The 19031-nt window shown below is 41.1% G+C and carries 20 protein-coding genes; 14 read left to right on the plus strand and 6 right to left on the minus strand.

The features are described 5' to 3' along the window. From Q1J64_RS07430 to Q1J64_RS07450, 5 genes are all read left to right on the plus strand, one after another. The coding region (locus Q1J64_RS07430; RefSeq protein ID WP_301108442.1) for a hypothetical protein at nt 1-278 on the plus strand (278 nt) is incomplete at its 5' end. Between the two features lie 75 nt (nt 279-353). Continuing rightward, entirely contained in the window at nt 354-2045 is a 1692-nt protein-coding gene (gene ezrA / locus Q1J64_RS07435) for a septation ring formation regulator EzrA (RefSeq protein WP_301108443.1), read from the plus strand. 75 nt (nt 2046-2120) lie between these two features. Further along, nucleotides 2121-3254: a cysteine desulfurase family protein gene (locus tag Q1J64_RS07440; protein WP_301108444.1), complete on the plus strand. Its 1134-nt coding sequence runs from the start codon at nt 2121-2123 to the stop codon at nt 3252-3254. Then, on the plus strand, nt 3251-4453 hold the full coding sequence (gene thiI, locus Q1J64_RS07445; RefSeq protein WP_301108445.1) for a tRNA uracil 4-sulfurtransferase ThiI: 1203 nt from the start codon (nt 3251-3253) through the stop codon (nt 4451-4453). The genes Q1J64_RS07440 and thiI overlap by 4 nt, the downstream gene beginning before the upstream one ends. A gap of 76 nt (nt 4454-4529) precedes the next feature. Next, nucleotides 4530-4739 carry an alpha/beta-type small acid-soluble spore protein gene (locus Q1J64_RS07450; protein WP_301108446.1) on the plus strand — a complete coding sequence of 70 codons (210 nt, stop codon included), beginning with the start codon at nt 4530-4532 and terminating at the stop codon, nt 4737-4739. 102 nt (nt 4740-4841) lie between these two features. Here the strand turns inward: Q1J64_RS07450 and rpoN are convergent, their stop codons facing one another. Together rpoN and Q1J64_RS16700 are read right to left on the minus strand one after the other, a co-directional pair. Then, nucleotides 4842-6128: an RNA polymerase factor sigma-54 gene (rpoN, locus tag Q1J64_RS07455; protein WP_301108447.1), complete on the minus strand. Its 1287-nt coding sequence runs from the start codon at nt 6126-6128 to the stop codon at nt 4842-4844. Between the two features lie 115 nt (nt 6129-6243). After that, complete coding sequence (locus Q1J64_RS16700) at nt 6244-6414, minus strand: helix-turn-helix domain-containing protein (RefSeq protein ID WP_367183437.1); 171 nt, start codon at nt 6412-6414, stop codon at nt 6244-6246. A gap of 42 nt (nt 6415-6456) precedes the next feature. Here Q1J64_RS16700 and mbcS point away from each other — a divergent pair, with 42 nt between their 5' ends. Next, nucleotides 6457-8034, plus strand: coding sequence for an acyl-CoA synthetase MbcS (gene mbcS, locus Q1J64_RS07460; protein WP_301108448.1), 1578 nt, complete (start codon nt 6457-6459; stop codon nt 8032-8034). A 64-nt stretch (nt 8035-8098) separates the two neighbouring features. On the opposite strand, the gene Q1J64_RS07465 is transcribed toward mbcS, so the two are convergent. Beyond that, nucleotides 8099-8899 carry an NAD kinase gene (locus Q1J64_RS07465; protein WP_301108449.1) on the minus strand — a complete coding sequence of 267 codons (801 nt, stop codon included), beginning with the start codon at nt 8897-8899 and terminating at the stop codon, nt 8099-8101. A gap of 106 nt (nt 8900-9005) precedes the next feature. Between Q1J64_RS07465 and sppA the strand changes: the two genes are divergently transcribed. The 5 genes from sppA to Q1J64_RS07490 all read left to right on the plus strand — a co-directional run bounded on the left by sppA (nt 9006) and on the right by Q1J64_RS07490 (nt 13431). Further along, nucleotides 9006-10010, plus strand: a complete 1005-nt coding sequence (sppA, locus tag Q1J64_RS07470) for a signal peptide peptidase SppA (RefSeq protein WP_301108450.1) — start codon at nt 9006-9008, stop codon at nt 10008-10010. Nucleotides 10011-10024: 14 nt separating this feature from the next. Continuing rightward, nucleotides 10025-10561 (plus strand): RDD family protein, encoded by a 537-nt coding sequence (locus Q1J64_RS07475; protein WP_301108451.1) that lies wholly within the window; start codon nt 10025-10027, stop codon nt 10559-10561. 27 nt (nt 10562-10588) lie between these two features. Then, the gene (tpx, locus tag Q1J64_RS07480; protein ID WP_301108452.1) at nt 10589-11092 is read left to right on the plus strand and encodes a thiol peroxidase; all 504 of its coding nucleotides are present in this window, start codon (nt 10589-10591) and stop codon (nt 11090-11092) included. Nucleotides 11093-11138: 46 nt separating this feature from the next. After that, nucleotides 11139-12053, plus strand: coding sequence for a class I SAM-dependent methyltransferase (locus Q1J64_RS07485; protein ID WP_301108453.1), 915 nt, complete (start codon nt 11139-11141; stop codon nt 12051-12053). A 154-nt stretch (nt 12054-12207) separates the two neighbouring features. Next, entirely contained in the window at nt 12208-13431 is a 1224-nt protein-coding gene (locus tag Q1J64_RS07490; RefSeq protein WP_301108454.1) for an acetate kinase, read from the plus strand. 47 nt (nt 13432-13478) lie between these two features. Here the strand turns inward: Q1J64_RS07490 and Q1J64_RS07495 are convergent, their stop codons facing one another. After that, nucleotides 13479-13931: a universal stress protein gene (locus Q1J64_RS07495; protein ID WP_301108455.1), complete on the minus strand. Its 453-nt coding sequence runs from the start codon at nt 13929-13931 to the stop codon at nt 13479-13481. A 237-nt stretch (nt 13932-14168) separates the two neighbouring features. Between Q1J64_RS07495 and ald the strand changes: the two genes are divergently transcribed. Next, complete coding sequence (gene ald, locus Q1J64_RS07500; protein ID WP_301108456.1) at nt 14169-15290, plus strand: alanine dehydrogenase; 1122 nt, start codon at nt 14169-14171, stop codon at nt 15288-15290. Between the two features lie 45 nt (nt 15291-15335). Here ald and Q1J64_RS07505 read toward each other — a convergent pair whose 3' ends face one another. Then, the gene (locus Q1J64_RS07505) at nt 15336-16430 is read right to left on the minus strand and encodes a M24 family metallopeptidase (RefSeq protein ID WP_301108457.1); all 1095 of its coding nucleotides are present in this window, start codon (nt 16428-16430) and stop codon (nt 15336-15338) included. Between the two features lie 107 nt (nt 16431-16537). On the opposite strand from Q1J64_RS07505, the gene Q1J64_RS07510 reads away from it, so the two are divergent. Then, on the plus strand, nt 16538-17215 hold the full coding sequence (locus Q1J64_RS07510) for a metal-dependent hydrolase (RefSeq protein ID WP_301108458.1): 678 nt from the start codon (nt 16538-16540) through the stop codon (nt 17213-17215). A gap of 130 nt (nt 17216-17345) precedes the next feature. Next, nucleotides 17346-18653 (plus strand): DRTGG domain-containing protein, encoded by a 1308-nt coding sequence (locus tag Q1J64_RS07515; RefSeq protein ID WP_301108459.1) that lies wholly within the window; start codon nt 17346-17348, stop codon nt 18651-18653. Nucleotides 18654-18680: 27 nt separating this feature from the next. Here Q1J64_RS07515 and Q1J64_RS07520 read toward each other — a convergent pair whose 3' ends face one another. Further along, nucleotides 18681-19001: a YtpI family protein gene (locus Q1J64_RS07520; protein ID WP_301108460.1), complete on the minus strand. Its 321-nt coding sequence runs from the start codon at nt 18999-19001 to the stop codon at nt 18681-18683. Nucleotides 19002-19031: the final 30 nt, after the last annotated feature.

Consider the following 19031-nt stretch of genomic DNA (forward strand, 5'->3'; position numbering starts at 1 on the left):
TCTGTCACGGAACATTTAGCTGCACAGTTCGTTATACAGTTAGTAGAAAACGATTAATTGCCAAAGTTTATGTGATACCAAAAGGTAACGCATACATTGGTGAATTGATCTTGGGAAGCGGTTTTGAATATCCAAACAGTAGAGGACGTTGTACAGCAACGGTAAAAATCAGAAAAAAAGAGACGAAAGCATCTATTTTTCTCCAAAATATATGCCTAATTGATAAAATATCTGTTATTTCTCAAAAAATATGTGATTTCAAGACGAAAATACTTTAAACGTGTTACGATATACTATAATATCTAATATAATGACTTAGTGTGCGAAGTGTGGGATAGGGGGATCATATTACGATGAAATATTTCATCATTCCATTAATTATTGTCATCGTACTGACAGTAATCGCATTTCTGTTTAGGCGAAAGCATTTACAAGAAATTGGGAAACTGGAACAAGAAAAACTACAAATTCAACATAAACCGATATTTGAAGAAATGACGAAAGTTAAACAATTGAATATGACAGGTCAGACGGAAGAGAAATTTGAGCGTTGGCGCAGCGTATGGACAGAAGTAATTGATGACCGTATTCCGAAAGTTGATTCGCTACTGTTTGATGTAGAAGATCAAGTAGACCGCTTCCATTTTAAAAAAGCGAGTGAAACGGAAAAGCACATTCAAGAAATTCTGTCTCAATGCGAAAAAGAAATGCACGTTATTTTGGATGAACTGAATGAATTAATCGGCAGTGAAGAAAAAAATCGTATTGAAATGGAAACGATTAAAGAGCAGCATCGTGCTGCACGCAAAGCGATATTAGCGCACCAACATTCATTCGGACCTGCCGTGGAGCCTTTGGAGGCAGAGTGGGAATCATTTATGCCGAGGTTTGAAGAGTATGATGCATTGATTGAAAACGGAAATTATCTTCAGGCGAGAGAAATTGTGATTTCATTGGCATCAAAAGGAGACCGACTTTCGCATATCATTCATGAGATACCTTCGTTGCTGACGGAAATACAATCGAAAATCCCCTCTTCTTTACGTGAAATGCGTAACGGAATCACAGAAATGGAAGAGCAGTCTTACTATTTAGGCCATCTTAACCTCCCTGCCCAATTTAATGAGATGGAAGAGCGGTTACTGGAATTGAAACAGCAGCTTGTACTACTGGAAGTAGCTGAAGTAGGACAAGAAGTAGCCTGCTTGCATGATCGCATCGAATCTTTCTACGATCTTTTAGAGGAAGAAGTAAGCTCGCGTCATTATGTAGAAGAACGCTGGGATGATGTGCTCGATTTGTTTGAAGAACTGCAGCAAACTATTAAAGAATCGATACGGGAAGTGGATTTTGTTCAGCAAAGCTATCGACTGGATGAAAAAGAATCCCAAATTCCTCAAAATGCAATGAAGAAACTGAATGCCTTAGCGAAACGTATAGAATTGTTCATTGAACGCCAAAATAATCACGAATCTGCGTATTCCGGGCTTCAGACGGAGCTTCAGGAAATTGCGGAAGAATTGGATACATTAGTGGAAGAGCAAGAAAGCTTCAGCAACCGAATCAAAAATCTTCGGATTGATGAAAATCAGGTTCGCTCACGACTTCTTGGACTATCTCAGCAGCTTCAGACAGCAGATCGCAATCTGCATCGTGCGAATATTCCTGGGATTCCAGATGAAATGGAGATTCAACTGGAAGAAGCGGATGAACAGATCTTCCTGGTAAAGCAAAGTCTGGAAGAAGTGCCGCTGAATATGGGCTTAGTAGAATCATATGTTCAAAAGGCGACAGCTGTCGTCGATGATGTATGTGGAAAAACGGAAGATATGATTGAGAATGCAATGCTGGTGGAGCGAATCATTCAGTATGGTAACCGTTATCGTGCTTCTCATCCACAAGTTCATCAGAAGCTATTACAGGCAGAGGATTCCTTTATGCAGTTCCGATATATGAAGGCATTGGAAGAAGCTGCAACTGCTGTTGAAGATGTTGAACCGGGCGCAATGAAAAAGATACAGGAAATGCTACATCATAACGTGTAATTATATTCCGACAAAGCCACCGGTTTGCCCGGTGGCTTTGTTTCGCTCATTCTGAAAAAAAGGCAGGTTATAAATATGTACTTTGATCACAGTGCAACGACTAAAGCGGATGAAAGGGTACTTCAGACTTTCGTGGAAGTATCGTCTGCGTATTACGCAAATCCCGCTTCCTTGCATGCAGCTGGCAAGCAGTCGGAAAAATTATTGGAACGGGCGCGTTTTCAGTTGCTCGAAATTATTGGAATGGGGCTGACTGAAGGGATATTCACTTCGGGAGGTACGGAAGCGAATAACCTTGCCATCATTGGATATGCAATGACTAATCAGCATAAAGGCCGTCATCTGATCACCACTCAAATCGAACATTCATCTGTTCTGAACACATTTCAGTACTTAGAAACACAAGGTTTTGACGTCGAATACCTGACTGTAGATAATGAAGGGCGGATTTCTATCGAGGAGCTCAGGTCGCGTTTACGACGGGATACCCTTTTAGTCAGTATTATTCATGTGAATAATGAAATAGGGACAATTCAGCCGATTGCTGAGTGTGCAAAAGTTATTCATAGGGAATCACGTGCAGTGTTTCATTCGGATTGTGTTCAGAGTTTTGGCAAATTAGTACCTGGTGATTTTCAGGACGCACCGGATCTTCTAACGCTGTCCGGACATAAAATTTATGGAATCAAAGGCAGCGGATTTTTGGCTTATCGGAAAAACCTGCGGATCCAGCCGATTTCATTTGGCGGGGGACAGGAAGGTGGACTGCGAAATGGCACGGTTTCTGTACCGCACGCTGCTGCCTTGGCAAAAGCAGCCCGTTTAATGAAGGAAGAAAATAATCTCGAAAAGTTTGCTCAGTGGCGAAATGAATTAATTCAGTTTTTTTCAGAGATTGAAGATTGCAGGGTACTTGCTCCGAATGCGAGCGTACCATATATATTGGCCGTTGCATTTAAAAATATTACAGGGGAAGTTGCAGTTAATTTTTTGCAGGAAAAAGGAATTTATGTTTCGACTTCAAGCGCCTGTTCTTCAAAAACAGAAGGCGTCAGTCATGTAATAGAAGCAATCGGAGTTCCGAAAAATTTTGAAAAAGGTGTAATCCGTATCAGTCTCGGGAAAGATCAGACTATAGAAGAAATTCAGCAGCTGAAGGATGCAATCCATCAATTGATGCAGCTATTGAAAAGGGGAACTGGAAAATGAATTGGAATACTATCTTAATTAGATATGGCGAAATGTCTCTCAAAGGAAAAAATAAAAGTAAATTTGTACGTAAGTTAAAAGAGAATATTAAAGCTGCTCTGCAGGAACTTGCTGGCATTACGATGCGCGCAGAACGCGACCGAATGTTTTTATATTCAGACCATCCCGAAGAATTGGAAAGAGCGATAGAAATATTACCGAGCGTATTCGGAATTCAGTCGTTCAGTCCGATTGCAATTTGTGAGCCAACACTTGAAGCGATTAAGTCGACTTCACTTGAAGTATTAAGTAAAACCGAAACAGCTGGCAAAACATTTAAAGTGGAAGTGAAGCGTACCGATAAAAGATTTCCGCTTGTAACAGGTGAACTGCAACAGGAGCTTGGTGGACATGTCCTTCGCTCGTTTCCCGAATTGATTGTGCAAATGAAGAAACCTGAAATTTTATTATATGTAGAAATCCAGAAACAAGGTGCGTATATCTCATCGCACATATATAAAGGTGCTGGCGGAATGCCGGTCGGTTCAAATGGTCATTCTCTTCTATTGTTATCCGGAGGAATCGACAGTCCGGTGGCAGGTTATTTAATGATGAAGCGGGGCGTGTCGTTTGATGCAATTCATTTTGCCAGTCCGCCGTTTACGAGTGAGCTTGCAAAACAAAAAGTCGAAGATATTATTAAGCAACTGTCGAAATTTGGCGCAACGATCCGTTTGCATATCATACCGTTTACGGAACTGCAGCAAGCGATCGTCAAACAAGTTCCGAGCAATTTATCGATGACGACAACTAGACGGATGATGATGCAAATTGCAGATCGTGTACGTGAAGAGACCAACTCGCTTGGTTTGATTACAGGGGAAAGTCTTGGGCAGGTAGCAAGTCAGACTCTCGACAGCCTAACTGCAATCAATGAAGTAACGAATACACCAATACTTCGTCCCTTGATCGCAATGGACAAATTAGAGATCATTCAAATCGCAGAAAAGATCGGTACCTATTCGATCTCTATTCGACCGTATGAAGATTGTTGTACGGTATTCACGCCATCCAGTTCAAAAACGAAGCCTCAAGTAGAAAAAGTCCGTTATTATGAGAGCTTCCAGGACTTTAATGAGATGATTGAAGATGCGGTAAACGGCCGTGTGACAGTCATTCCGAGCAAGCTGACTGAAGAGGAATTCGATGATTTACTTTAAGAAAATATTTCCTGTTACATCTCCTGCATGATTTTTTCAAAAGTGACCATTCTATAGTCACAAGGAGGTGAACGACATGGCAAACAGCAACAACAACAACTCAAACCAGCTTTTAGTACCAGGAGTACAACAAGCACTAAACCAGATGAAAGAAGAGATCGCTTCTGAATTCGGTGTACAACTAGGACCAGATGCTTCATCGCGTGCCAACGGTTCCGTCGGCGGAGAAATTACTAAGCGATTAGTGCGTCAGGCTCAATCACAAATGAACGGATATTCTAAGTAATTGTAAGTCGGCCGTTCTGCTCACGCAGAACGGTCTTTTTATTTTGCATTAGAATTCACAAATTATGTGTATTCGATGGATTTTATTTTGTGATTGCTTTCATTATAAAATCAATTTTCGCTTACTGGATGATGGAATTAGAAGTTCTTCACGATATTTACTAATAGTTCTCCTTGATATCGAAATTCCTTGTTCCTCTAAAAATGAATCAGCAATCTTTTGATCAGATAATGGCTTGCGTTTATCTTCCTTTCCAATTAATTTTTGCATTAAAGACTTAACAGCTGATTGTGAAATATTGTTTCCATCCAGTGCAGGTAATTTAGAAGTGAATAATGTTCGCATTTCAAATGAACCGACAGGTGTTTGCATAATCTTATTAGACACCGCACGACTCACTGTTGATTCATGCATCCCAATGCTGTCTGCAATATCTTTCAATGTCATTGGCTTCAGTGCCTCTGCACCTCTCCTGAAAAATTCCTCCTGTAATTGAATTAAGCTGGTAACGATACGGATGATTGTGTTTCGACGTTGTTCAATGCTCGACAGCAACCATTGAGCTTTTTTATGATAATCCCGAAGGTAAGAGGATAACTCTGACTTCCCTTGCATAGTAGATACATAATCCCTTTGTAATCCAATCTTTGGAAGCCCTCTATCATTTAAACGGAATGACAACTTACCTTCCTTCTCTTCGATGATGATGTCGGGGACCATGAATTCCGTAGAAGAAATGGAGAGATCAGGACAGGGTCTGGGATTCAATGTCAATACGTACTCATGCAATTCTTTTACATGATGTAATGATAGTTCCATACCCTTAGCAATCTCGGTCCATTTGTGTTCTGCAACAAGTATAAGATAATCCCGAATAAAGATTTCTGCCAATTCTGGGCAGTTTTCACTTTGTTTTGCCTGCAGTATTAGACACTCCTGTAAATTGCGTGCTCCGATGCCAGGAGGTCCAATTTGCTGTAGTAGTTCTATTCCTGACTCTAATTTGGATTCGTCTGGAACGTGTATGTTTCCAGATAGATATCCATTATCGTCAAGATTATCAATTAAAGTCTTCAGCAACTGTTGTGTGTCGTAGTCAGCGAAAGTCAAATTCACTTGCTTGATCAGTTGATCACGTCGACTATCTTCATGCTGTTTTATCCAATCCGGCTGCTCCATTCCTTGAGCGGCTGTTTTACTGGTCGCAGTTTCTTGAAAAGTATCGCCTCTATCTGCTTCGTGTAACTCAATCAGAGGGTTTTCTAATTCCTGTTCCCTAATATATTGTTCTAAATCATAGGTGGATAATTGTAATAACTCAATGGCATGACGTAACTCAGGCGTCATCCGCAAACGTAACTCTTGTTTTTGTTGTAGAATCATTTCCATAGTTCAAACCTCCCTATAATTAAGTTATACAAATTATAATAAATGATGGCGCTTACATTCTGATGATTTCATCATAACATAATAAACCGCGATTCCTATAAACATCTTCTATATTTTACTGGTCCTGTTGGAAGGTTAGGTAGGATGTTAAAATATTAAGTTTACGAGCTGCCGCAGAAATGTTCCAGTCAGTCTGTTCCAATGCGGATTGTATTAATTGTATGTTTAAATGAATCATTATATTTTCATTGAAGAAAATGACCCTAAAATTTTGAAATGTACTCATGGTATTTGTATACTTATACTATTATGTAAAGGGGGAATGAACATGAACCGAGAAGAATTACTCGCACCAGCTCGTTACAACATCGTTTCCGAATTCGAAAAATATGCCACGGGCGACGGTAGAAAAGCGTTAATTTACGTAGATTCTCAACATGAGAAGCAGGAAGTTACCTATGATGAACTCATGAAAGCTGCCAATCGCACAGCCAATGTGCTGACTGAAAATGGCTTGGCAAAAGGTGATGTGGTATTAGTTATGGTACCTCGTATGATTGAAGCGTATGTTACATATATTGGTGCGCTTAAAGCAGGTCTAGTGGTCATCCCTAGTTCAGAAATGCTCCGTTCTTCTGATATTGAATATCGAATCGAGCATAGTGGAGCCAAAGCGATTATTGCGTTCGATGCTTTCAATGACCAGTTGGAACATGTCAGCAATATTGATGAAGTGAAAATTTTTATTATTGGTAAAGCGGAGGAAGGAGAAATCCCTCTGACTGAACAGCAGAAAAATGCTTCAGACGAGTTTACGGCGAGCGATACAGAAGGTATGGATACCGCGTTCCTGTCCTATACATCTGGAACTACAGGCAAACCAAAAGGCGTGATTCATACGCATGCTTGGGGATATGCCCATTTGCGTACGACTGCACCGAATTGGCTGGGCATTGAGGAAGGCGATCGTGTATGGGCTACTGCGGCTCCGGGCTGGCAAAAGTGGATTTGGACGCCTTTCCTATCTGTACTTGGAAGTGGGGCAACAGGGTTTGTCTATAACGGTAAATTTAATGTAGATAAATATTTGAATTTCCTAGATGAATATCAAATCAAAGTACTTTGTTGTACACCAACAGAGTATCGTTTCATGGCAAAAGCAGAAAACCTCAGTGACTATTCATTAGCTTCTATTAAAAGCGCCGTATCCGCGGGGGAGCCTCTGAATCGTGAAGTCATCGATATTTTTGATAAGCAATTTTCACTTTCTGTACGTGACGGCTATGGTCAGACGGAAAATACGCTTCTTGTGGGCACGATGATCGGTATGGAAGCGAAACCAGGTTCCATGGGGACACCGACACCCGGAAATCAGGTGGAGATCATTACCGATGAAGGTACAATCGCGGCTATAGATGAAGTAGGAGATATTGCAGTACATCGATCAACGCCTGCCTTGTTCCGAGAATACCTGAATGATCCTGAACGGACAAAAATGCAGTTTAGGGGCGAATATTATGTAACAGGCGACCGGGCAAGGAGAGACGCAGAGGGCTACTTCTGGTTTGAAGGACGCGGAGACGATATCATAGTCAGCTCTGGCTATACAATCGGACCGTTTGAAGTAGAAGATGCGCTGATAAAGCATCCTGCTGTACGCGAATGCGCGGTAGTCGGCAGTCCGGATCCAGAACGCGGCAATGTAGTAAAAGCATTCGTCGTGCTGCGTGATGCAGATACGGCATCAGAACAGCTGATCAAAGATTTGCAAAATCATGTGAAACAAATGACTGCGCCTTATAAGTATCCGCGTAAAATTGAGTTTTTGGAGGAATTACCTAAGACGAGTTCAGGAAAAATTATGCGTGTAGAACTTCGTAAAAAAGAACAGACTCCAATAGATTAAAAATGGAAAGGGCTGTCCAAAAGTCGTTTTTATCCGACTTCTGAACAGTCCTTTGCTTTCTGAATCAGAAAAATGTGCGCTGAACCTTTTCGAAAAAGGAGTTATTGGACAATTTAGCTGTAAGAATAACCTTATCGCTGAGCACAGCTTCCACCTTTTCCACTTGCTTCACGCCGAGTGCTTCATTATCGGCGGCAGTGGATGGAAATTCATTACCTTCCTGCTGTATATCAAGCGTCAGCTTTCGATTGCCGCTTAAAATGAATGAAGTACCAAGTGTTCGGTAGCGGTTATTATTGACCGATGCCAGTTCAGAAACTTGGAAGCAAGGAAGCAGCGGGTCAATCACTGCACCGCGGACAGATTTGTTATAAGCTGTGCTGCCCGTCGGTGTGGAAATGATCAATCCGTCTCCTAAAAATGTCTCGAACAGCAACTCATCAATGAAAATATCCATTACGAATGTGCGGATAATTGTTGATCGGATGCTAAATTCATTTAAACAAAGGAAGGGTTTATGTTGATTGATCGTTATTTCAAGCAGCGGGTAATGACGCACTTCTACATTCGGCTGTTTTAATGTTTGCACTAATAAACTGATATCATCATATTTGAAGTCACAGTACACGCCGTGCTCACCTTTTACAGAAAGGCCAATATACAGGCAGTCCTGTCGGAAATCCGTTTTCCTCACTGCTTGAAGAAATGTGCCGTCACTGCCGATACTGATAATAATAGTAGCTTGCGCATGATCATGAGTAAGAGAGAAACCTTCTTTTGTCAGTTGCTTTTCGACATAGAGTTTCTTGTGAATCATATCTTCGTCAAGCCGGCTGAATAAATAGATTGTCTGTTCGGTAGCCATTGGAAATCGTCTCCTTTTTCAGTTAATAGATTAAGTGTAGCATGAATGAAACATTTGAACGATTAGAAACGTACAGTAAGTTGTGGACAAAGGAGGAAATTAACGAATGACAGTGAAAAGATGGATTGCAGTGGCAGTAGCAGCAACTTTGATATTTGTATCGATTGGAATTAATACAATGTCATGGTTCTTTACAAGAGATTGGAATAATCTTCTTAATGAAATTACGGCTATTGATCAGGAACTGCAAGAGACGGTAGTGGAAGATGGAAGTTTGAATGAACGAATTGCGGTACTCTCAGTTGACGGCGTGATTCAAGATACGGGTGAGGCTTCTATATTCAGCGGTACAGAATATAACCACCAACGGTTTATGACACAGTTATCTCAATTGAATGAGGACCCTTCGGTGAAAGGTATTGTACTATCCGTAAATTCGCCGGGTGGCGGTGTATTGGAATCATCTGATATCTATGATGCGTTCATTGAAATGCAAGAATCAAAAGATATTCCTATCTATGTAGCCATGGGCGGAATGGCGGCTTCAGGCGGCTATTATATTTCAGCTCCAGCGGAAAAGATTTTCGTTCATCCAGAAACATTGACTGGATCGATTGGTGTGATCATGCAATCAATCAATTATGGAAAACTGGCTGAAAAATACGGTGTCGACTTCCCGACAATTAAATCTGGCCCATATAAAGATATGATGAGTCCGACGAGAGAGATGAAACCTGAAGAGCGAAAAATGCTTCAGGAAATGATTGATGATTCATATAATCGTTTCGTGGATATCATTGCGAAAGGGCGCGGAATGGATGAAAAAGACGTACGAAAAGTAGCGGACGGCCGCGTGATGAATGGACGTCAGGCGATAGAAGCAGGTCTAGCGGATGACTATGGAAAGTTACCTACTGTGATTTCTGCAATGAAGGAAGACTATCATTTGGAAAATGCATCCGTTTTTGAATATGGTGCCACTGACAATTTAGCATCACTTTTATCATTAAAAGCACATGATGTATTCGGTGGAGATGTTGAATCTCAAATCATGAAAAAGCTGCTTTCGGAAAATACAGCGCCGCGGATGATGTATCTATATGGTGAGTAAGGAGGAGGGTATGTATGATGACGAATGAAATGCTGAATTCAGAACAGCCATCTCTTTTCCAGCAGAAGTATGCGGGATTCTGGATCAGATTTTGGGCCTTTGTGATTGACTTTTTAATGGTTTCAGCAATCAGTGGCATCTTTATCAAGCCTGTATTCCGCCTGGTTGATATTGCCATCAATAAACCATTCGCCTTTTTATTCAGTCCGTATAAAATTGCAGTACTTTTATTATTGCTACTCTACTTTATCCTGATGACCAAATTGGCGGGTCAGACTGTAGGCAAAATGATCATGGGCATTCGGGTTGTTAAGCTGAACGGGGAAAACCTGGACTGGAGCACGGTGTTATTCAGAGAAGGAATTGGACGTTTTATTTCGCAAATGTTGTGGATTCCCTACCTGTTAGTGCTTTTTACTCCGAAAAAAGCTGCACTGCACGATATTTTTGCAGATACAGCGGTAGTACATGAACGAGTCTATGAAGAAATGAAAATGGTTGAAAACTCTGCCCCTGAACAGCATCAGTTGCAAGAAGACCCCGGCATTTAGTACACTAGCTTAAAAGGAGTGATTGATTTGGTAAATGTTACATTTAAAAACAATCCTATTCATTTGGAAGGCTCAGAAGTAAGGGTTGGAGACAAAGCACCTGAGTTTACAGTTCTTTCTAATGGTTTACAGCCTGTTACACTGGCGGATTCAAAAGGCAAGGTTCGTCTGATTAGTGTTGTGCCATCTGTAGATACGGGTGTTTGTTCTCTGCAGACAAAGCGTTTCAATGACGAAGCAACGTCTTTAGGGGACGATGTAGAAGTCATGACCATTTCAGTTGATCTTCCTTTTGCGCAGGCGAGATGGAAAGAGACTGAAGGGGTAGAAAATCTGAATCTATACTCCGATCACCGCGATCTTTCATTCGGAAAGGCATTCGGTACAGCGATTACAGAGCTTCGTTTATTGACACGTTCCATTTTTGTCGTGGATCGTGACGACAAGGTAACATACGTGGAATATGTCAGTGAAGCAACAGATCATCCTGACTATGATGCAGCAATTAAAGCGGTAAAAGAACTGAATTAAAATGCGACCCACCTTATGAGGTGGGTTTCTTCATGGAGGAAATGCAATGAACAATATGGAAAAAGTTTTTACCTATTATGACGAATATGCAGCTAATGCAGATGGGTTGTATGTAGATGCGGTACTGGCAGCCAGTGAAAAGTGGCTTGATGATCCAAGTGCCGTCGAATTGGAGAGTCCCGTAAAACCTGAAGAAATACGAAAAGGCATACAGCTGGCTTTATTGAAAGGAATGAAGCAGTCAGCTCAAGCGCATCACCAAATGACACCTGATTCTATTGGTTATTTGATTGGCTATTTGGTTAACAAATTTCTGAAGCAGGCAAAAGACGCAACCTTTTTAGATCCGGCTGCTGGAACAGGTAATCTGCTCTTTACCGTGTTGAATCAATTCGAAGGAAACGCCACGGCAAGCGCAGTGGAAATTGACGATGTACTGATTCAAATTGCTGCCGCAACTGCAAATTTACTGGAGCTGCCCGTATCATTTTATCTGCAGGATGCTATGCGTCCGCTGCCGATGGATTTGGTAGATGCGGTTGTCAGTGATATTCCAGTCGGATATTATCCAGATGATGAAGTTGCATTGGACTATGAACTTATGCCTGAAGAAGGACACGCTTTTTCACATTACTTATATATTGAACAGTCAATGCGCTATGTCAAACCGGGAGGCTATGGATTTTTTGTCGTACCGTCCAGAATTCTGACAGCGGAAGGCGCTGAACCTCTTTTGACGTTTCTGAAAGAACACCAGCTGCTGAGGGGGTTATTAGAACTTCCGGATTCATTATTCGCTGATCAGCGTTTTGCGAAAAGTATTTTACTTTTACAGCAACCAGAAGAACAGATGGTAATACCGGAAGTGTTGCTTGCGAAGATTCCTGAATTAGGTGACGCGCGTGCAATGCAAAGCTTTTTTGCTAAAGTAAGTCTTTGGATGGAGAAAGAGGGAGAGTGACTGAGCAGTCGCTCTCTCTCTCTTTTTTTACATTACAAAACTATTCTCAGAAAAATAACGCAAATTTCATTTTTCCAATTGCGTTTCAAATTAGTAGGCATTATACTTATTTAAAACGTTCAATAACGTAATAGTGATCAAGGGGTGGGTAAATTTGCCGAAAATTTTATCGATTAATGCAGGAAGTTCATCTTTAAAGTTTCAGTTGATCGAGATGACGACAGAAGAAGAGATTACAAAGGGGTTATTCGAAAGAATCGGTTTGAACAATTCTATTTTTTCAATGTCCACAAATGAAAAGAAAATTGAAAAGGTTTCTGATATCACTGATCATTCCCAGGCAGTCAGTATGCTGCTTGCGCATTTGCTGAGTGAAGGTGTTGTCGAATCTTACGCTGAAATTGACGGAATAGGCCACAGGGTAGTTCATGGGGGAGAGCTATTCAGTGATTCAGTTTTAATTGATGAGGAAGTTATTGAGAGGCTTGAGGAAATTTCCAGTTTCGCGCCATTGCATAATCCGGCTAATATCGTTGGAATTAAAGCCTTTAAGAAAGCGCTGCCAAACGTGCCGGCCGTTGCGATCTTTGACACTGCATTCCACCAGACAATGCCTGAAAAAGCATTTTTATATGCACTGCCATATGAATATTATGAGAAATACGGTATTCGTAAATATGGGTTCCATGGTACAAGTCATAAATATGTAACTGAACGTGCGGCGAAGATTTTGAACCGTCCGCTTGAAGACACACGTCTCATTTCCTGTCACTTAGGAAACGGTGCAAGTATAGCAGCAGTAAAGGGAGGCAAGTCAGTCGATACGTCGATGGGCTTTACTCCATTAGCAGGCGTCATCATGGGCACTCGCTCAGGAAATATAGACCCAGCTCTAATTCCATATATGATGGAACGTACAGAGCAGTCAGCTGACGAAGTCGTCAACGTGCTGAATAAAAAATCCGGACTGCTTGGCTTAAGCGGATTTTCGAGTGATTTACGTGATATTACGGAAGCGGCTGAACAAGGAAACGAACGTGCGCAATTAGCGCTTGATGTATTTACCGATCGGATTCACCAGCATATCGGTCAGTACGCAGCTGGAATGGGCGGGGTCGATGCGATTATTTTCACAGCTGGAATAGGTGAGAATAGTACGATTGTGCGTGAAAAAGTAATGAACGGATTAGAATTCATGGGTGTTTATTTTGATCCGAGCCTTAATAATGTTAGAGGACAAGAAGCTTATATCAGCTTCCCGCATTCTCCTGTTAAAGTATTAATAATCCCGACAAATGAAGAAATCATGCTGGCTCGTGATACGATACGTATCGCAAATATTTTAGTAGAGTCTATGTCACTTGAAACTGCAAAATAACATGATATAAAAAACTCGTTCTCCGTTATGGAGAACGAGTTTTTCGATTAAGCTAAGTGTTCTGGCGTACGGACTACAAGTACATCACATTTTGCAGAACGAACGATGTTTTCTGAAACACTTCCGATTAGGAAGCGTTCCACACGGTTAAGACCGGTAGCACCACAAATAATTAGGTCTGCATCTAATTTTTTCGCAATATCACGAGGGATTAAAGTCTTTGGTGAACCATATTCCACGTGAATTTGAGTATTAGTAATTCCAGCTTTAGTTGCTTCGTCGCGATACTCAGTCAGAAGTTCTTCTGCATACTTTTGAGCTCTTTCAGCGATTGAACGATCATATGCTTCAACTGCTGCATACGAACGTGTATCGATGATGTTAATTAAGTGAAGAATTGCATCGTTACGATCTGCAATCGCCATAGCTTTTTTGAAAGCCCATTTTGCTTCATCAGAACCATCTACAGCTACGATGATGTTTTTGTACGTTAGTGCCATAAATACCCACTCCATCCTTAAAATTAAATTGTTTCTACACCTACTCTATTCGTCATAGCTTATGAGATTCCTTCTTTTTTGTCGAAATTATTTCTCAAAATTTTCTAATTTGAAAACGGTGGAGTACATTGAAAAAAAAAGAGGAAAAAACTTTTATTTTCTGATAAGATTAAATTGACATTAATCGGCAAGATTACATGGGCGATTAACGTAACTTTCAATTGAGGAGGATTTTGCATGCGTATAGGTGTTCCAAAAGAAGTTAAAAACAATGAAAATCGAGTGGCAATAGCCCCTGCAAGTGTATTAACATTAAAAACTGCCGGACATGAAGTAGTAATCGAAACGGGTGCAGGATTGGGTTCAAGCTTTCAGGATGAAGAATACAAGGAAGCAGGAGCGATAATTGTTGCAACTGCTGCAGAAGCCTGGAATGTTGATATGGTATTGAAGGTAAAAGAACCTGATTCATCTGAATACCAATACTTCCGTAAAGGATTAATTTTATTCACTTATTTACATTTAGCTCCAGAAGTGAACTTAACCCAAGCGCTGCTTGAAAATGAAGTAACAGCAATTGGCTATGAAACAGTGCAATTACCAAGCGGTGCGTTACCATTATTGGCGCCGATGAGTGAAGTTGCCGGCCGGATGGCGACTCAAATTGGTGCACAGTATCTTGAAAAAACTAAAGGCGGAAAAGGAATCCTGCTTGCAGGCGTACCTGGTGTTTCACGCGGTAAGATTACTATTATCGGCGGAGGACAAGCTGGAACGAATGCTGCGCGTGTGGCTATCGGAATCGGTGCACACGTCACGATCCTTGATCTTTCTGTAGAGCGCGTTCGCCACCTGGACGAGCAGTTCGGAAAAGATATTCAAACACTCGTTTCTAATCCGTATAATATTGCGAATTCTGTGAAAGACGCAGATTTGGTTATTGGATGCGTACTGATTCCTGGTGCGAAGGCTCCTACATTGGTTACGGAAGAAATGGTGAAATCTATGAAACCTGGTTCTGTAGTGATTGATATCGCGATCGATCAAGGCGGAATTTTCGAAACGTCTGACCGTGTAACAACGCATGATGATCCGACATACGTTAAGCATGGCATCGTCCATTACGCAGTTGCAAATATGCCAGGTGCAGTTCCGCAGACTTCTACTGTGGCTTTAACAAACGTGACGATTCCATACGCATTGCAAATTGCTAATAAAGGCGTCAAGCAAGCATGTTTAGATAATGAAGCTTTGCGTAAAGGCATCAACACACTAGCTGGTAAAATTACGTATAAAGCAGTGGCGGAAGCTCAAGAGCTCGAGCATACTGATGTAAATAACGTTTTAGAAACAATATAAGCTAAAAACAGTCCAACACGTAAATGCGTGTTGGACTGTTTTTGTTCATTCAATGATTATAAGGTCTTTAGGGAATTTCGTTAACACTTCCACACCGTCCTTGGTGACGAGTACATCATCTTCAATTCGAACACCTGTAATTTCTGGATCATAAATCCCCGGCTCGATCGTGAATACCATACCTTCTTCGAGCGGCATTTCATTGCGTTCAGTAATGGATGGATATTCATGGACGGAAATACCCAGTCCGTGCCCGATTCGATGAGGGAAAAGTTCGCCATAGCCAGCTTCATCAATAATAGTGCGTGCAGCTAAGTCGACTTCTTTTGCAAGAGCTCCTGGACGCACAGTGTCGATGGCTGCCTGCTGTGCTTTTTTAACAGTTTCATAAATTTTTAGCTTATCTTCAGTTGGTGCACCAAATGAGACAGTCCGCGTAATATCCGAGCAATACCCTTTATAAACCACACCTAGATCAAAAAGAATGAAATCACCTTTTTCGATTTTGCGGTCTCCGGGTATGCCGTGAGGAGAAGCTGTTTTTTTACCCGAAATAACAATCGTTTCAAATGACATCTTTTCTGCACCTTTTTGCTTCACAGCCTGCTCGACAGCTTGAACGATTTCCAGTTCCGTCTTGCCTTCAGCTATTTCGCTGCAGCCTACCTTAATTGCATAGTCGGCCAATTGCGCGGCTTTTCGTAGGTGTTCGATTTCTCTCTCGTCTTTAATTAAACGGTTTTTTGCAAGTGCATCATCTATCTTTGCAAACAGCAGGGCAGGGAAACGCTCCTGAAGAATTTCAAATCGATCGACTGTCAAATGGTCTTTTTCAATCGCCAGTAATGTCAGCTCGGCAATACGTTCCATGATTGCTTTCTCCAAAAACTCAAAGGCGTTATCAGTATCTTTATAACCGATGACATCATGCGGCCAGCCGATAGCCTTGACATCGGATACTTCCATTGAAGGACAGATGATAAACGGTTCTTTTTCTTTAAAAATAATGACGCCAAGTAACCGCTCATGTGGATCGCTGCGGAAATTGGACAGATAAAATATATTATCAGGATTTGTGATTAATGCCGCGTCAATTTGACGTTCAACCAAAAAATCCTGAATTTTCTTCAAGTTTGACATGATGTTGCCTCCTTTGTTTCTGTCAGTATAACAAAAAAGAGGGTTTTATGCTGTTTTAGAGAAGGTAATAGGTATAGCGAGTCATTATAATTAGGAGAGTGATCTTTGTGAAAATCTCGTATCACGGCCACTCAATCGTGAAAATTGAGACGAAAGGAAAAACAATACTTATTGATCCATTTATTACAGGCAATAAGTTAACAGATCTTAATGCGGCAGATGAAAAGCCAGATGTGATTTTATTGACGCATGGACATAATGATCATGTCGGAGATACATTGGACATTGCTAAAAGAGAAAATATTCTTGTGGTAGCACCAAACGAGTTGGCTGTTTATTTAGGATTCCAAGGATTGCAGACGCATGGTATGAATATTGGAGGATCTAAGGAGTTTGATTTTGGTACTGTTAAGTATACACAGGCGTTCCATAGTTCCTCTTATACAACGGAAGATAATGAAATCATTTATACTGGCATGCCAGCAGGATTGCTGCTGACGATTGAAGGGAAAGTTATTTATCACGCAGGAGACACTTCATTGTTCAGTGATATGAAATTGTACGCAGAAAATCCAATTGACATTGCTTTCCTTCCAATCGGCGATAATTTCACAATGGGGCCGGCAGACGCGGCGAAGGCTGTAGAAATTCTAAAACCGAAGTTAACAGTGCCTGTCCACTATAATACGTTTCCTCCGATCGAGCAGGACCCGGAAGATTTTACATCTCTTGTAACCCCCTATGAAGTCAAAATCATGCAGGCCGGAGATACTATCGAATTATAAATTATTTGCCAAAAGCAAAATGGTGGTCGAGACGCTTTGCTGTCGTCTTTGACCGCTTTTTGATTAATTTATGGTATGATTAGCAAAAAGCCTAAATCGTTCAAAACAGCTTGAAGAAAAAGGTGAAGCCATGTCAACAAAACACGAACAGATCTTGCGTTATATTGAAAGTTTAGCAGTTGGAGAAAAAATCTCCGTCCGTCAAGTAGCCAAAGCACTGGAAGTAAGTGACGGAACTGCATATCGTGCTATAAAAGAAGCCGAAAACCAAAAACTTGTCAACACGATTGAACGCGTCGGTACCATTCGGATAGAGAAAAAGAAAAAAGAAAATATAGAACGCCTGACATTTGCGGAAGTCATTAATATTGTAGATGGAGTAGTGCTGGGCGGTCGTGACGGATTACATAAGACATTAACAAAGTTTGTAATAGGCGCAATGCAGCTTGATGATATGATCCGCTACATAGACGCAGGAAGTCTTCTCATTGTAGGGAATCGACTGAAAGCACATGAAATTGCTATAAAAGCGGGTGCTGCAGTCCTCGTAACTGGAGGTTTTGATGCAACGGATGAAGTGAAACAGCTGGCGGATGAAATGAATTTGCCTGTCATTTCGACAAGCTATGATACATTTACGGTGGCCACCATGCTCAATCGTGCAATTTATGACCAGTTAATTGAAAAGGAAATTTTATTGGTAGAAGATATTTTAACGCCGATCGCGCAAACGGTGACTTTGTCTCCTGAAGACTCGGTGGATCAATTTTTTGAGGTCAATCATCAAACTTCGCACTCTGCCTATCCAGTAGTGGAATCTAACGGGAAATTGGTGGGTATTCTAACTTCGCGTGATGTAGTGAGCAAGCCCAACGTAGATATTATCAGAAAAGTGATGACACCGAATCCTATAACGGTCAGCGGGAAAGTGAGTGTTGCTTCTGCTGGTCACAGTATGATTTGGGAAGGAATTGATCTCATGCCTGTTGTATCAGATGCAGGCATTCTAGAGGGCATTATCAGCCGTCAGGACGTATTAAAGGCCTTGCAAATGACTCAGCGTCAGCCTCAGCAAGGAGAAACAATAGATGATATTATCAAAAATCAAATGAAGGCGATTCCGAATGAACCGGAAAATATCGAATTCTCTGTCGTGCCGCAAATGACGAATCAATTCGGTTCTCTGTCATATGGCGCGATGCTGACTATTTTGAATGAGGCGGGCAGCCGGGCTATCCGTATTCAGAAAAAAGGGGAAAGTGTTCCTGAAAACATTACGATCTATTTCATTAAACAAGTTCAGTTGGGGGCAACGGTAAAAGTGGAGCCTAAACTATTGCATCTGAGCCGGCGTTTTATTAAACTCGAAATCGAATTGTTTTCAAACGGAAGCATCGTCGCAAAAGCGATGGGTATGTTCCAGCTATTTGATAAATAAATTACAAAAAACTGATGTCTATTGACATCAGTTTTCATTAATTGCACGTTCTTCTGCTACGAACTGCTTGTAGTGCTTCATTGCTTTAAAGTTGAAGATCGCAACATAGCCGCCGAATAAAATGAAAATCGCAACTACGATGTATGTCAGAATTCCATCAAACAGCAGCATTTGATTGATACCGAAAAAGATTAGTAGGGCACCAAGTGCAGTTCCTGCCATGCTGGCATACATCTTCTTACGAATAGGAAACATATGGCTCGTGCGAAATTGCCGTGTCTTAAACACGAAATAAAAAACGCCGGAAGCGACGATACCAAATACAAACAGAAAATTGACCATTTCCATCAAAAAAGCCTCCATTACATAAAAATAATC

Origin of the sequence: Sporosarcina sp. (assembly GCF_029257255.1) — a bacterium.
Taxonomy (GTDB): Bacteria; Bacillota; Bacilli; order Bacillales_A; family Planococcaceae; genus Sporosarcina.